The 15,301-nt window shown below is 59.7% G+C and carries 11 protein-coding genes; 1 reads left to right on the top strand and 10 read right to left on the bottom strand.

Annotated elements, in window-relative coordinates:
• Window positions 1-30: 30 nt before the first annotated feature.
• From ACJ8OK_RS18460 to ACJ8OK_RS18445, 4 genes are all read right to left on the bottom strand, one after another.
• Window positions 31-957 (bottom strand): aminoimidazole riboside kinase, encoded by a 927-nt coding sequence (locus tag ACJ8OK_RS18460; RefSeq protein ID WP_015379064.1) that lies wholly within the window; start codon window positions 955-957, stop codon window positions 31-33.
• A 178-nt stretch (window positions 958-1,135) separates the two neighbouring features.
• Window positions 1,136-2,662, bottom strand: a complete 1,527-nt coding sequence (abgT, locus tag ACJ8OK_RS18455) for a p-aminobenzoyl-glutamate transporter (RefSeq protein ID WP_004937321.1) — start codon at window positions 2,660-2,662, stop codon at window positions 1,136-1,138.
• Window positions 2,663-2,762: 100 nt separating this feature from the next.
• Window positions 2,763-4,214, bottom strand: coding sequence for a M20 family metallopeptidase (locus ACJ8OK_RS18450; protein ID WP_082997323.1), 1,452 nt, complete (start codon window positions 4,212-4,214; stop codon window positions 2,763-2,765).
• Window positions 4,211-5,527 carry a M20 family metallo-hydrolase gene (locus tag ACJ8OK_RS18445; protein ID WP_442530801.1) on the bottom strand — a complete coding sequence of 439 codons (1,317 nt, stop codon included), beginning with the start codon at window positions 5,525-5,527 and terminating at the stop codon, window positions 4,211-4,213. Before ACJ8OK_RS18445 ends, ACJ8OK_RS18450 begins: the two co-directional genes overlap by 4 nt.
• A gap of 272 nt (window positions 5,528-5,799) precedes the next feature.
• On the opposite strand from ACJ8OK_RS18445, the gene ACJ8OK_RS18440 reads away from it, so the two are divergent.
• Window positions 5,800-6,696 (top strand): LysR family transcriptional regulator, encoded by an 897-nt coding sequence (locus ACJ8OK_RS18440; protein ID WP_048325731.1) that lies wholly within the window; start codon window positions 5,800-5,802, stop codon window positions 6,694-6,696.
• 26 nt (window positions 6,697-6,722) lie between these two features.
• Here ACJ8OK_RS18440 and ACJ8OK_RS18435 read toward each other — a convergent pair whose 3' ends face one another.
• The 6 genes from ACJ8OK_RS18435 to ACJ8OK_RS18410 all read right to left on the bottom strand — a co-directional run bounded on the left by ACJ8OK_RS18435 (window position 6,723) and on the right by ACJ8OK_RS18410 (window position 14,827).
• Window positions 6,723-8,846, bottom strand: a complete 2,124-nt coding sequence (locus ACJ8OK_RS18435; protein ID WP_442530800.1) for a TonB-dependent receptor family protein — start codon at window positions 8,844-8,846, stop codon at window positions 6,723-6,725.
• Between the two features lie 160 nt (window positions 8,847-9,006).
• The gene (locus ACJ8OK_RS18430) at window positions 9,007-10,143 is read right to left on the bottom strand and encodes an ABC transporter substrate-binding protein (RefSeq protein ID WP_033632081.1); all 1,137 of its coding nucleotides are present in this window, start codon (window positions 10,141-10,143) and stop codon (window positions 9,007-9,009) included.
• 85 nt (window positions 10,144-10,228) lie between these two features.
• The gene (locus tag ACJ8OK_RS18425) at window positions 10,229-12,376 is read right to left on the bottom strand and encodes a phosphocholine-specific phospholipase C (RefSeq protein ID WP_033632082.1); all 2,148 of its coding nucleotides are present in this window, start codon (window positions 12,374-12,376) and stop codon (window positions 10,229-10,231) included.
• Between the two features lie 122 nt (window positions 12,377-12,498).
• Window positions 12,499-13,338 carry an NADPH-dependent 7-cyano-7-deazaguanine reductase QueF gene (queF, locus tag ACJ8OK_RS18420; RefSeq protein ID WP_033633579.1) on the bottom strand — a complete coding sequence of 280 codons (840 nt, stop codon included), beginning with the start codon at window positions 13,336-13,338 and terminating at the stop codon, window positions 12,499-12,501.
• A complete protein-coding gene (locus tag ACJ8OK_RS18415; protein WP_004937338.1) occupies window positions 13,316-14,212 on the bottom strand; it encodes a queuosine precursor transporter in 897 nt (298 codons plus the stop codon). The genes queF and ACJ8OK_RS18415 overlap by 23 nt, the downstream gene beginning before the upstream one ends.
• Complete coding sequence (locus tag ACJ8OK_RS18410; RefSeq protein WP_004937341.1) at window positions 14,213-14,827, bottom strand: helix-turn-helix domain-containing protein; 615 nt, start codon at window positions 14,825-14,827, stop codon at window positions 14,213-14,215.
• Window positions 14,828-15,301: the final 474 nt, after the last annotated feature.

Genomic DNA, 15,301 nt, shown 5'->3' with positions numbered 1-15,301 from the left:
CGCTCAGGGGGGCGCCGTGGATGCAGGGGATCAACGCAGGAAAGCAGCCAACTCGTCGGCGCGGGGCAGGGCGGTCATGGCGCCCTTGGCGGTGGTGGCCAGCGCGCCGCAGGCCTGAGCCTGAGCGATAACCGCCGGCCATTGCGCTTCCTGCGGCAATGCGTGAAGGCGCGCCAGCGCCGCTAACAGCCCGGCGACGAAGGCGTCGCCGGCGCCGGTGGTATCGACCGGCACGACAGGCGGCGCGCGGAAATGGCGCAGACGATGCCCGTCGTGTACGCAGACGCCGTCGCCGCCCAGCGTCACCAGCAGCAGGCGCAGCGGATAGGTTTGCATCATCCAGCGCATGGCGTTCTCCAGATCGTCAAGATGGCTGATGAAAGCCAGCTCTTCGCGCGACAGTTTCACCACGTCCGCCAGCAGCAGCGCCTTTTGCAGGCAGGGGCGCAGCGCTTCCGGTTGGCGCCAGACCTCTTCGCGGATGTTGGGATCGAAACTGACCCGGCCGCCGACTGCCCGCATGCGTTCCATCGCCGTAAAGGCCGCGCTGCGGCTGGGCTCCTGCGACAGCGCGATGGAGCAGAGGTGCAGCCATTCGCCCCGCTGGAAAGCCGGCAGATCGTCGGGCTGTAAAAACAGATCGGCGCTGGGCTGCACCATAAACGTGAATGAGCGCTCACCCTGAAGATCGAGATCCACCACCACCGTGGAGGTGTGGTGTTCGGGATCCGGCCGCATATGGCCGATATCCACCCCTTCATCGCTCAGCACCTGCTGCAGAAAGGCGCCGAAGCTGTCTTGCCCCACCCGGCCGATAAAGGCGCTGTCGCCGCCCAAGCGGGCGATACCCACCGCCACGTTCGCCGGCGCGCCGCCGGGGCATTTGAGATAACCGTTGGCATTTTCCGGCACCAGGTCGATCACGGCGTCGCCCAGTACCCATACGCGATTCATCATGCTTAATCCCTGTTTTTGTCGTTGTCAGATGGTGAGCTAAAATAGAAGAACCGGTTTAGCAAGGCAATGAAATAATCCTCAGAGCCGCTTGGTCAGTGAGGAAGATCAATCTTTCTGCTGGGCTTGGGGAGAAGGGGATCTGCCCCGCGAACCGGCGCGGGGCGAGATAGCGGGGCGTTTAGCCCAGCTTCGGATAGACGCCGGGACCGATTGGCAAGCCTAGCGCATACCAGACCAGCAGCAGCAAAATCCACACGCTGAAGAACACCAAAGGATAGGGCAGGATCAGCACGTAATAGGTGCCGAGCTGCGCGTCTTTGCGGTAGCGCTGCAGGAAGCCGAGGAACAGCGGCAGGAACGGCGACATCGGCGCCAGCGGCAGCACCGCAGAGTCGGCGATGCGGAAGATCATCTGGGCGAACGCCGGGTGGAAACCGAGCAGCATAAACATCGGCACGAAGATCGGCGCCAAAATTGACCAGATCGCCGAGCCGCTGGCAATGAACATGCACAGGAAGGCGGAGAGGAACATCAGGCCGAGAAATGCCGGTGCGCCGCTCATGCCGGCGGCTTCCAGCATATCGGTCAGGCCGACGGCCATAAACTTGCCCATGTTGCTCCAGTTAAAGAACGCCACGAACTGCGACAGTGGAAACACCATCACGATGAAACCCGCCATGCTTTTCATCGGATCGAGCAAGTGGTGGGGAATATCGTCCGGCCGCCGGATCTGTTTGGTGACGACGCCATAGGTAATGGCGACGGTGAAGAAGAACAGGATGATGATCGGCACAATACCCTTGATGAACGGGGAAGGGATCACCGAACCGGTGTTCGGGTCACGCAGCGGCGCGGCCTCCGGCACCACCAGAGCGGCGATGATGGCGATAAACACCAGCGCGGCGATGCCGCTCATCATCAGCCCCCGGTTCTGCAGCGGGGTCAGCGCTGCGATTTTGTCTTCGGCGCCGCCTTGCCACTTCGGCAGACGGGGCTCGATAAACTTGTCGGTGAGCAGCGCGCCGGCGATGGTCAGCACGATCACGGAGGTGGCCATAAAGTACCAGTTGTCGATCACGCTGACGTGAACCGCGCCGTCCACCGCTTTGGTGGCTTCGGTGCTGATGCCGGAAAGCAATACGTCGGTGGTGACGATCAACAGGTTGGCGGTAAAGCCGGAGGCGACGCCGGCGATCGCCGCCAGCAGCCCGGCTATCGGGTGGCGGCCCACTGCGATAAACATCAGCGCGCCGAGCGGCGGCATCACCACCAGCGCAGCGTCCGACGATATATGGCTGAAGAAGGCGATAAACAGCACCATATAGCTGGCGTAGCGGGCGCTGACGCGCGAGGCCATTTTGTACATCAGCGCCTGCAGCAGGCCGACCTTTTCCGCCAGGCCGGCGCCTATCACCAGCGCCAAAATAGCCCCCAGCGGCGCAAAGCTGCTGAAGTTATGGATGATATTGGGAAATATCCACTGCATGCCCGCCACGCTCATCAGGTTATTCACCTTGATGAGCTCGCCGGTGGCCGGATTTTTCACCGCCACATCGAGCCAGGAAAACAGCGCGGTGGCCAGCATAAGCACCAGGATCAAATAGACGAACAGTAAAAACGGATTGGGGATCTTATTGCCGATGCGTTCCACCCAGTAAAAAACGCGTCCGGGGCTTTTATTGATTGGCGTTGTGGCCTCACTCATGATTTTACCCTCTGTGTTTGCTCTGTTGTGTGATTGTTATTATTTGATTTATTTATAATTATACTTAGTGGCCCGGTTGTCCGGGCCCTGTCTGTTCATGCTATTCCAATGGCGATGGTTGCACCCCCTGCGGGATTGGGCAGCGGTACGGCTGTTCGGCGCGCTGGCGCTCGAACTCGCTGCGGCAGCGCGCCAGCAGGGCGCTGTCGCTCAGCAGATCGATGGCGGTCGCCGCCATCACCTTGCCGGCCAGGCACATGCCCTTATGGGCGATAGCGGTACGGCCCTGCGCCACCAGTTGCCAGGTGTGCAGCGGAGTGCCGAGTGCGAAACAAGGACTGAAGCATTGGGCGGTCGGCGCCACCCAGCTCACGTCGCCAACGTCGGTAGAGCCGTACAGCAGGTCGTCGGATTCCACATAAGGCGCGACCTCGTCCATCAGCACCTTATCTCCCAACTGCTGCACCCACTCGCGCCCGGCCGCGCCGCCGGTGCGGGCAATATTGAGTTTGGCGTTGCGCAGGTCGTCTCGGCTCAGGGTCTGACGGATCTCCTCGGCGAAGCGGCGCTCGGCATCGCTGTACTCGGGCAGACCGAAATCGCACAGGTTTTGATACATCGCGCGTTCCAGGCTGCGGTTCGGCACATAGTTGGAGCAGGCCTTGTCGAAGCGCACCTCCATCTGGGTGTCAGTCATCAGCGCTGCGCCCTTGGCGATGTTGATCACCCGCTGGTAAATGTCCTGCGCCTGATCGAGCTGCGGCGCGCGGATCAGGTACAACACCTCGGCATCGGCCTGCACCACGTTGGGGGAGCTGCCGCCGGTGTTGGTGACCGCGTAGTGCAGCCGCGCTTCCTGCACGATATGTTCGCGCAGGAAGTTGGCGCCGGTATTCATCAGCGTCACCGCGTCCAGCGCGCTGCGCCCCAGGTGCGGCGAGTTGGCGGCATGGGCGGCGACGCCCTTGAAGTGAAACGCCGCCTGGATGTTGGCCAGCGTGCTGGTATTGAACATGCCGCTGAAGCCTTCGGGGTGCCAGGTGAGTGCGGCGTCGACGTCATCGAACAGGCCTTCGCGCACCATAAAGGTCTTGCCGGAACCGCCTTCTTCGCCGGGGCAGCCGTAGAAGCGCAGGGTGCCGCTCAGCCGGTTCTGCTGCATCCACGCCTTGGCGGCGAAGGCGCCCGCCAGCGCGGCGGTGCCCAGCAGGTTGTGGCCGCAGCCATGGCCGTTGCCGTTTTCCACCAGCGGCTGCGGCGTGGCGCAACCGGCCTGCTGGCTCAGCCCGGCCAGCGCGTCGTACTCACCCAGCAGCGCGATAACCGGGTGGCCGCTGCCGTAGCTGGCGATAAACGCCGTCTCAATGTCGCCCACGCCGCGTTCGACCGAGAAGTCTTCCTGTTCCAGCGCATCGGCCAGCAACGTGGCGGAATAGGTCTCGTTAAAGCGCGTTTCCGGGTGGTCCCAAATCGCGTCGCTCAGCGCGCTGAAGCGGGACTGGCGTTGGTCAATGTAGTCGTCGATAAAGGCCTGCGGTTCTGAGTTGCTCATGCTCCGCTCCCGAATGTCGGCAGGTTCAGCGCCAGCGACGCCAGCGTTTTCACCGCCACCGCCATCACCTGCTCGTTGAAGTCGAATTTCTCGTTATGGTGCCCGGCGCTCAGCTCGGTGCCGAAAATGACGTATGAGGCCTGGCCGCCGTGCGATTTCACCCGTTCCATCATGTAGGTGGCGTCTTCTGAGCCGGCGGCCTGTTCGCGGCGATCGACCACCGAGGTCAGCTCGGTTATCTGCTGCGCCTGGCGGCGGATGTAATCCACCCACGGTTGGGTCGGTTTGCTGCTCTGCGCCGCGCCCATCAGCGCGATATCGCAGGCGACGCCGTGCATTTTGGCGGCGCCTTCGATGGCGTTCAGCGCCTGTTGATAGACAAACGCGTTGATCTCATTGGTGGCGCCGCGCGTCTCCACCTTCATAAACGCCCGATCGGCGATCACGTTACGGCCGGTGCCGGCCTGCAGCACGCCGACATTGATGCGCGAGCTGCCTTCGCTGTGGCGCGGGATGGCGTAAAGCCCCAGCGCAGCCTGCGCCGCTGCCAGCAGCGCGTTGCGGCCGTCTTCCGGCTTGGCGCCGGCGTGCGAGGCGACGCCGCGAAAGGTGACGTCCAGCTTGCTGGTGGCCATAAAGCTGTCGCTGCCGCACACCAGCTCACCGGCCGGCACGCCGGTGCCGATATGCACCGCGGTGAAGAAATCGACGTCGTCCACCACGCCGGCCTCCACCATCGATTTTGCGCCGCGTGTGCCTTCTTCCGCCGGCTGGAAGATCAGTTTGACGGTGCCGCGAAGCTGGGACTCCAGGCTTTTGAACACGTGCGCCAGCCCCAGGCCGATGGTGGTATGGCCGTCATGACCGCATGCATGCATCATGCCGCTGTTGCAAGAGGCGAACCCTTCACGGAACGGCAGGTGTTCGGGTTCCAGCAATTCGTTGAGATCGAGGGCGTCCATATCCACGCGGTAAGCGATAGTCGGGCCGGGGCGGCCGGTATCGAGCGTTGCGACGATGCCGGCGAAGCCGCCGGAAAAATGCGGCAACCATTTTTCCAACGCCCCCTGATTGCGGGCGCGCTGTTCCTGCGCTTCCAGCTCGGCGGGCGAGGGCAGCCCCATGCGCGCCTCTGCCTTGATGACCTCGCGGCCCAGCTGCAGGCGATAGCCCAGCCGATCGAGTTCTTCCGCCACCAGGGTGGCGGTGCGGAACTCAAACCAGCCGGATTCGGCATAGCGGTGGAAGTCGCGGCGCCAGGCCTGCAATTGCGGGTACAAATCAGCCACCAACATCGAAAGCGAATTAGTCATAGTGATATCTCATAAGTTATCGCGCGCTGGATCGCTCCAGGCAGCAGTTATGCTCTGAACTGAAATCAGACGGTGAAGCTATTGCAAAGAAAAAGGTGCGTTTGGTTACTAACTGCCGTGAATGGCGCTTATTGGCGCAGAAAATGCGCTTAATTAAGCGAAATAAGAATTTGGTTATTTATTATGTTTTTTCCGAATGTACACAATGGAATCTGGCTAAATAAGATGCCAATATCTTGCTATTGATAAACAACGGTTATCGCCTTTCGCCTATGCCAGCCTCGATAAAATTGCACCAATTACGTGCATTTGTGGACGTTAGCCGCCAGGGCAGCATCCGCGCCGCCAGCCGCACCTCTCGCCTTTCCCAGCCTGCGCTGACCAAGGCCATTCAGGAACTGGAAGAGGTGCTGGGCGCCAAGCTGTTTATTCGCCGCAGTCAGGGGGTGGTATTGACCGACTGCGGCGATAACTTTTTCCAGCATGCCAGCCTGATCCTCGAAGAGCTGCGGGTGGCGCAGGAAGACATTCAGCAGCGGCTGGGGTTGGCGGGCGGCACGGTGAATATCGGCGTTGGCGGCAGCATTGCGCGCACCGTGATGCCGCAAGTGATCACCCAGTTTCACCGTGAGTATCCCAACGTGAAGGTGCGCATCGTCGAGGGGCAACTGGTGTCGATGATCCCAGAACTGCGCCAGGGCGAGCTGGATTTTACCGTCAATACCTATTACCCCAGCAGCCTCGACAACGAGCTGCAGTATGAACGGCTGATGGAAAAAGAGTATCGGGTAGTGGTGCGCAAAGGGCATCCGATGGAGGGGGCGACCTCGCTGAAACAGCTGCAGCACTGCGACTGGACCATGCCGACGCCGAAAGGCAGTTACTATCGGCTATTGCACGATCTGTTTGGGGACTTGGGCATGGCGCCGTCGATCAGCGTGACCTGCGAGACCTTTATGGCCTGTACCAGCCTGGTGGCGCAGAGCGATTTTGTCAGCATTCTTTCGGTGGACGTGATTTCTGATCCGATTTTGGGCAAGCATTTGGTGCCGCTCGAGCTGGAAGAGCGTCTGCCGAAAGCGACGTTTTATCTTATCCAACGCAAGGACACCACCCTGACGCCGATGGGCGCGCACCTGGCGCGCCTGTTTCGCCTTTACTGTCGGTGATACCGGGGCCCTGCCGGGCCCCGGCATTAGAAGGCGATTGACCCCTGCACGAAGAAGGTGCGCGGTTCGCCGACGTACTTGCCGAAGTTGTTGTCGTTGGAGCGGGTGAAGTAGCGCTGATCGAACAGGTTTTTCACCCCGGCACCCAGCGTCAGGTTCGACAGCTGCGGCCCGAAGTTATATTCCCCGCGCATATTCCACACCATGTAACCGGCGATATTGCCGAACTGGCCATCGGCGCTTTCCTGCGTGATGTACTCCGGCCCGGTGCCCGGCGAATGCTGTTTCGACTGCGCATAACCGTCCAGATTCCATACCCAGTTGCCGGTGGCGTAACGTGTACCGACGGTATAGACCTGGCGCGAGTAGAACGGCAGATCTTTACCGGCGAAGTCGCCCTTGTCGGTGCTGGCCTTGGTGTAGGTATAGCTGGTGTAGACGCTGGCGCCGTCGAGCGCGCGATTCAGCTCGCTGAGATCGTAGCTGAGTGCCAGCTCGATGCCTTTGTGCTTGGTGGCACCCATGTTGGTCCAGCCCACGTCATTGCTGATGTACTGCAGCTGGTTATCGAAGTCGATGTAGAACAGCGTGGCCTCGGCCTTGACTACGGTGTCGTCGTAGCGAGTGCCGAATTCATAGGTGTGCGCTTTTTCCGCCGTTAGCCCCGGCGCCGGCTGGTTGCCGTTGCCGCCTTTGGTCAGTTGGAAATACTGCATGCTGCCGAACGAAGTGTTGGCGTTGGCGAACAGTTTCCAGGCGTCGGACAGGTGGTACATCACGTTCAATGACGGCAGCGGCTCGCTGTAGCTTTTCTTGCGGCTGATATTGTTGAACGAATCGTCCACGTGGGTGCGGATGCTTTCATAACGCAGGCCCGGCGTGACCGTCCAGTTGCCGACGTTAATGGTGTCGTCGATATAGAACGCGTTGGCCGCGGTGCCGCCGGAGGTGTGCTGGTAATAATCCGGGGTCTCCGGCGTCGAGCCGATATTCGCCGGGTTATACCAGGCCGAACGCGACGCCTTTTCATCCATGGTTTCATTCAGGTAGCGGTAACCGAGGGTGATCTCGTGCGCCATATCCCAGAAACGGAAGACCTGCGAATAACTTGGTTCGATAGCCCAGGTTGAATAGTGGCGCGGATAGGAGACCATGCGCCGCTGGCCCGCGTTTTTGCCTGTGCCTTCCGATTCGATGTTGCTGCCGCGGTAGCTGTCGGTGAAGTAGGTCAACACTTCGAACTGTTTGTCGTCTTCCTGATGTTTGTACTTGAACGACATATCCTTGCGGCGGCCTTCGAACTGGTCCCACGGCCGCGTGGATTGGAACGGGTTTTGCGCGTATTGCGCGGTGCTCAGCCCGCCCGGCATGCCGGCTTTGGCGTCGTAGTAGTGGAAATTGGCCAACAGCTCGTCACGATCGGTGAACGCATAACGCGTTTTCAGCATGAAATCGTCGATGTCGCTGTTGTCGTTGTTGTCGCGGTAACCTTGGCCGTGCAGCCCGGAGTAGAGCAGTTCGGCGCCGAGGCCGTTGTCTGCGGTGCCGCCCATGGAGGCGCTGGTCAGGGTCTTCAGGCCGCCGTGGCTGGCGCCCTGGGTTTGTACGCTGGCGGTGCCGCCAAACGTTTTGGGAATGTCACGGGTAACGAAGTTGATCACGCCGCCGACGTTCTGCGGCCCGTAGCGCACCGCGCCGCCGCCGCGCACCACGTCCACCGATTGCAGATTACCGATAGACAGCGGGGCCATCGACAGCTGCGGCTGGCCGTAAGGCGCGACCGCCAGCGGGACGCCGTCCATCAGAATGGTGGAGCGTGGAGAAAGACGCGAAGTCAGGCCGCGCACGCCGACGTTAAGCGAGATGTCACTGCCGCCGGTGCCGTTGCTGTCGCGCACTTGCACGCCGGGTACGCCGCGCAGGCTATCGGCGATGGTTTGGTCGCCCTGTTCGTGCATTTGCTGCTGGGTGACGATGGAACGCGCGCCCGGATGGTTGAGCAGCACCGAACTGGTATCGGGGTTGTCCAGCCAGTTGCCGACGACGGTCACGGTGTCGGTATCGTTCTGAGATGAGTTATCAGTAGCAAGGACAGGGAATGCGACGGCGATGGAAGCCGTCAGCAGAGAAAGCCGAAAAAGAGGTGACATAATAATGCCTTAAGAGTTTCAGACCCGGATGTGTTTTTTTAGAAAAGACAATCTTAATGATAATTATTGGCAAGTAAATAGAATTGTTACGGGATAGTTAAGCGGGTAACTAAATAATGAATGCGGGAAACAGGGCCCGGCTGGCGGGCCCTGGCGGGGGTTATTGCGGCGTAAGCCAGAAGACGCCGCTGTAATCCAGCGCGGTGAATTTCCGGTGCACCATTTCGATATCCGCTTGCGGATCAATATCTTTAAACAGCGCCGGGTGCAGGAACTTGGCGATCGCCTCAACCGCGATAAAGTTGAGCGGCGTGTCGTAAAATTGATGGTAAATCGCCATCACGCGTTTTTCTTTCACCGCTTTCAGCACGTTAATGCCGGTGCGATCCAGCAGGTGCGCCAGTTTCTTTTGGCTGGTGGCCATATCGGTGGCGTAACCCAGCGGCACCGCCAGCGTGCCGCGATGGCCGCGGCTCCAGTCGGCGCCGGTCAGCAGATAGAAATCCGGGTTGCTGCTGATCACCTGTTCGACGTTCACTTCACCGCCCATGTCTGAAAACAGCGTGCTGCCGATATTATTGCCGCCGGCGGTATCGATGAACTGCCCGAAGCTGCCTTTGCCGAAGGTGTTGCAGCACTGTTCGCCTTTGATGCCGGCGCTGCGCTCGATGAAGACGCTGGGGCGCTGCTCCGGTTTCAGCGTGGCGACCCGCTGCCGCACCAGCTCGAGGCGCTGCTGATAGAGACGGATGAAAGCATCGGCATTGGGCTGCTCGTCAAATACTTTACCCAACAGCGCCATGCTGGCGACGGTGTTGGTCAGCGGCTGTTGGCGAAAATCGATGATCAGCACCGGGATGCCGACTTTTTCCAACTGGGTCAGCACGCCGCTGTCTTTCAATTTGCTCAGCAGGCCAATGTCGAAAATGATCAGATCCGGTTGACGCACCACCGCGCTTTCTACGCTGAAATCACTGGTGTAGGGGTTGTCGAAGGTGGGGATCTGCATGACCTGTGGGAATTTTTTCGCGTAGGCTTCAACCAGATCCGGCGCTTTGACCTTCAGCGAGTTGTCCCAGGCGATGATGTTTTTCAGCGGCTCCTGCGGATGCAGAATATTCAGCGCCAGCAGCGCGCGGGCATCGGCCAGGATAACGCGTTTGGCCGGTTGCGGCAGGGTGACCTGGCGGCCGGCGACATCGGTGACGACGATCGGCGCGGCTTGAGCGGCGCCGGCCAACAGTAAAACGCAGGCGGCCAACCAGCGGCCGGCTTTGGCGATAAGAACAGCGGGCATGAAGATCCTTGGGTAATCGGCGAAGAACGAGAGCGCAATGATAAGCGATATCCTTTCGATTTTTGAACTCCCTCGATGCCGATAGTTACTCATGGCCCATCAGCGGGTCGCTGACGCTGTGTTCGCCATCTTCCAGCCGCCCCGCCAGGCGGCGCAGCCAGCCCCCGGCGCTTTGCAGCGTAATATCGTACCAACCGCCGCTGGCGCGGGCGTCAAACGCTTGCTGATGGCTGCCGCCCGCAGGCAGCGTGATAGGCCACGGGCCTTGCTGCGTGTAAGGGCAGCGTTCGAGGGTGACCGTTATCGCTTCGGGGGCCGGGTTATTCAACTGCAGCAGCAGGTTGCGGCCCGTCGGGCGCAAACGCACCTCCGGCTGCGGCCGGCTCAGGGCGCCGCGCAACTCACGATGAAAGCCGTTGGGGCCAAGCAGCCACAGATGGTACTCATTCTCCGTTTGCCAGTCGTCGCTGACCGCCTTGCCCGCCTCGACGGTAAAACGGCGCGGGATCTGCGCCAGATCGCGCCGGTCGTAGACGTGAAACACCGCTCCCTGCTCGCCGGTATTGAACAGGTTCAGCGTCACGCGGCGTTGCTCGACCGCGACGCTGGCCTCGACGTGCAGCTGGTAGGGCAACGCGCGGGAAGGGCGCGCCAGGCGGCGTTGATGGGGTAAACGCTGGTGGGCGGGCGATGGCAGCGGTACTTGCGGCAGCTGTTCCTGACGCTGGCGCAGGCCGTCGGCGGCGTGGCGGCTGGTGGCGGGCAGGCTCGGCAGCGCTTCGCCGTTAGGATCGACAAAGTTGAACGCCGAAGTGAGATCGCCGCACACCGCGCGGCGCCAGGCGCTGATGTTGGGTTCATGCACCTGAAAGCGCTTTTCCAAAAATTGCAGCACCGAGGTGTGATCGAAAACCTGCGAATTGACCCAGCCGCCGCGGCTCCAGGGCGACAGCACCAGCATCGGCACCCGCGGGCCGGGGCCGTAGATGCGGCCATCCGGCGGCGGTTGATCCTGCGAGCCGGGTGGCGCCACGTGCTGGAAGATCTCGGTGTCGAACGGCACCGTCGATTTACCGGCGAAGCTGCCGTCTTCGCGCAGCGACGGCGCGGAAGGCGAAGGCATATGGTCAAAAAAGCCGTCGTTTTCGTCGTAGTTGACCAGCAGAACGGTTTTACTCCACACCTCCGGGTTGTCGGTCAGCGCGTTGAGGATCTCTTGGGTGAACCAGCCGCCCTGTACCGGGCTGGAGGGATCGGGGTGTTCCGAATAGGCCGCCGGCGCGATGATCCAACTGACCTGCGGCAGTTTGCCCTGCTGCACGTCGGCGCGGAATCCGGCCAGCATGGCGTCCAGATCGTTGCCGTCGGCGGCCGGCAGAGTGTTGCCGTTGCCTTTGTACAGCGGTGCGGCCTCGTTGAGCGCATCGCTATAAGGCACGAAAGCGTTGAAGTCTTTCGGTGGCCACGCCGGGTTGCCCACTTGAATGCTGGCGGCGCGGTATTGGCGAAAACCCGCCAGCGGGTTGTCGGTAAAGTTGTCCGGCAGGAATTGATACACCTTCCAGCTGACGCCGCTTGCCTCCAGCCGTTCCGGATAGGTTGTCCACTGGTAGCCGCTGTCCGCCGGGCCGGGGCTGTCCCATTCGTTGACCACCACCGCCACGTCGGCGGCGGACGGGCCGTTGGTGCCGGTCCAGTGGAACAGCCGGTTGGTGTTGGTGCCGGCGTGGATGGAGCAGTGATAGGCATCGCACAGGGTGAAGGCGTTGGCCAGCGCAAACTGGAACGGCAGCTCCTGCTGGCGGTAGTAGCCCATCGAGGCCGGCGTTTTGTAGGTGGGCCAGGCGCTCATGCGGCCGTGATCCCAGGCGGCTTGCTCATCCACCCACGAGTGCGGCGTGCCGGTGACGCGCTGGGCGTTGCCGCGTTTGCTGTCCAGATGGTAGGGCAGCACCAGCCGTTCGGCGCCCTGTTGCTGCCAGACCAGGCGATCGCCGGGCAGTGGAATGGTAAATCGATCGCTGAAGCCGCGCACGCCCGGCAAGGTGCCGAAGTAGTGATCGAAAGAGCGGTTCTCCTGCATCAGGATCACCACGTGTTCGACGTCGCGCAGGGTGCCGGTGCGGTTATTGGCGGGAATGGCTAGCGCTTTGCGAATCGAGGCGGGCAACAGCGAGAACGCCGATCCGATGGCGGCAGCCCGCAGGATGTCTCTGCGAGAAAGGTCAGGCATGCGTCGTTAATCTCCGTCAGTGTGCTTTGAAGATAGCCGCTGACGACGATAATGGCGAAAAATAACAGGGAGATGAAAGCGAGAGAAACAATGCTCCCTGGCGGGAGCATTGGGGATGAGGCTTACTGTCTGATCAGGCGGCCGAGCGTCGGCGCCGTTTCGAAATCGCTGCGGAAGGGGTTGATGTCCAGGCCGCCGCGGCGGGTGTAACGCGCGAACACGCTGAGTTTTTCCGGGCGGCAGCTCTGCTTGATGTCGTTGAAAATGCGCTCGACGCACTGCTCGTGGAATTCGTTGTGCTGGCGGAAGGAGATCAGGTAGCGCAGCAGGCTTTCGCGATCGATTTGGCGGCCTTCATAGCGGATCACCACGCTGCCCCAGTCCGGCTGGTTGGTGACCAGGCAGTTGGATTTCAGCAGATTGGAAGACAGCGTCTCCGCTACGTGCTCCCCTTGATCGGCCGCGCCGCTCAGGTATTCCGGTTTGAAGGCGAAGTCATCGACCGCGATATCCAGATCGTCGATGTTGATGCCCGGCAGACGATCGATCTGCGCCGGATAACCTTCCAGACCCGGATAGAGCTTGACGGTGACCTGGCCATTGGCCGCCTGCGACAGATCCTTCTGCATAGCGGCGCTCACCTGTTCCACGCTGTCGAAGCGCGTTTGGTTGAAGCTGTTGAGATACAGCTTGAACGATTTGGATTCGATCAGGTTCGACGAGGAATGCGGGAAGGTAAATTCGCCGATGCCCACCACCGGCTTGCCCTTGGCGTTGAGCCACGACAGCTCGAAGGCGGTCCACAGATCAAAGCCGCTGAACGGCAGTTGCCGCTCGTCCACGCCGATCAGATCGCGGCCGCGGGCACGCGGCAAGGCTTCGAGCAATGCGGGAGCATATTGATCCGGATAATCGGAGTTCGCGCCAAGATGGGTGATTTTATCTTGCTTTTGGATATGCATATTCATTGCCCTTTGCTTGTTCGGTATTGATGTAGCGATTAAACAGACTGCGGGTGGCGTAGATCGGCCCGACGCCCAGCAGGGCGTAAACCACCTTGATCAGGAACTGCGACAGGATCATGGTTTTGATGATGTCCCAGCTCAGCACGTTGTAGAACGCCAGCGTGCAGAACACCACGCTGTCGATGGCCGAAGCCACTACGGTGCTGGTGATCACGCGCACAAACAGGTAGCGGGAATTGGTCAACTCTTTGATTTTGCAGAGCAGGTAGGAGTTGACGTTTTCGGAGATCAGATAGGCCGCCGACGAGGCCACCAGCACCGCCATGATGCTGTGCACGATGCCGTTGTAGGTCTCGCTGTACTCCCACTGCGGAATGCTCGGCACCAGCGTCGTTACCCAAACGCCCAGGACGAAGGTCAGATTGGCGATAAACGAGATGATGATGGTGCGCCTGGCCAGCCGTAAGCCATAGAATTCGTTGAGGATATCCACCAGAATGAACGTGAGCGGGTAAATGAAGATCGCCGGCGGCGTGATGAGATTCAGCACCGGGATTTGGATCGGCTTGACGCCGCACAGCGTTGAGAAAATATAAATCACGCTGAGCGCCACGGTAATAATCAGGTAGGCGTACCAGGATCGTTCATGGCGATCGCTGAGCTCATAGGCGGTTTTTTGTTGGTTGTCACCATAGAGTTTACGGTACAGCGCCTGCAGCTCATGCCGGCTTAAATCTTCTGATATTTCGCTGTCGGCCAGCTCATTCAGCCCCATGGTGATGGTTTTGCCGGTGGCCAATACCATGACATTGGCCGCGATGGTGCCATGCCGGGTGAAGCCCAACAGCTTGAACTTCTGATTCGGTTCCATTTATAGCCTTTCTCCAACGATGTAACCCAGGAATTGCACGGTGTCCTGAGGGCGTTTGTCCATGCTTTCGCTGTCTTTGTCGTCAACCACAAAGAAGCCGCTTTTTCCCGAGTGATACAGCAAAGGCGAATCGCAAATCAGTACCGGCGGGCGTTTGATGATGATGACTTCGCCGGGAATAAATGACCCTTTAATTTCGGTCTCTATTTTCATTGCCAACATGTTCGACTCATCGCCGAAGAAATAAGTCAAAGGGAACTCAGTGACCAGTTGCCCGATCTTGCGCTGCGAGACGGCCAGGTAGCGCGACTGCGGGATCACCGGAATGGCGGAAGGGTTCTTGTTGCCTTCGGTGGACAGCGTTTCGTTAAGCAGCTCCAGCTTTTCCAGATCGTAATCTTCGATCTCTTCACAGGAGACACCGAAGAAATCGGAGATCCGATTCACGGTGGATTGCTGAACGTTGTTCACTCTTCCGTCAAGAATTTTGTAGAGAGTCGTGCGCGTCAGGCCGCTGCGATTGGAAAAGGAAGCCTTGGTTTCACCGCGGGTACGCATCAGATATTCAATATTTTTAATGATGTTGATTTTGCGCTGTGCGTTGGTGGTTTTCATTGGCTGTCCTTACAAACATTACGCAGGCTTCACTATAACTTACGCATTGGCGTTGTCCAGATAAAAAGGCGCAGGCGAGCAGGTAACGAACTGATTATTAGTAGTAATTATTGTTTTCCGTCAGCCGTTTAGCGCAATGATATCAGCGGAGGCGGTCTGCTTCCTCTGCGCGAAAGATAAAGCCGTGCAAATCAATTGATTAGGTTTCTCTTATGGAAAAGTGAACACAAAAGCCGGTTTTATGTTTACTTTTATGTTGACCAAAGCCGATTTCATGGGCTACTGTTCATGCAAGCTGAAGTTTCTCTTTACGATCAAAACACGGAAGCCGACAGTTTTTATAATAAAAAGCTCAGAGGGGGCGTTGCCACACTCTGAGCATAATGGATAGCTTGCTACCGACACCAGGGACCCTAACCACCACGGCCGTTTATCTGCGCGATCGGCTCATTCTTTTGCATTGAATCCCCTTTT

Source organism: Serratia sp. CY71090 (assembly GCF_052166845.1).
GTDB classification, from domain to species: Bacteria; Pseudomonadota; Gammaproteobacteria; order Enterobacterales; family Enterobacteriaceae; genus Serratia; species Serratia nematodiphila.
The sequence above is the reverse complement of the archived record's forward strand: the minus strand, read 5'-3'. Positions and strand labels throughout refer to the sequence as shown.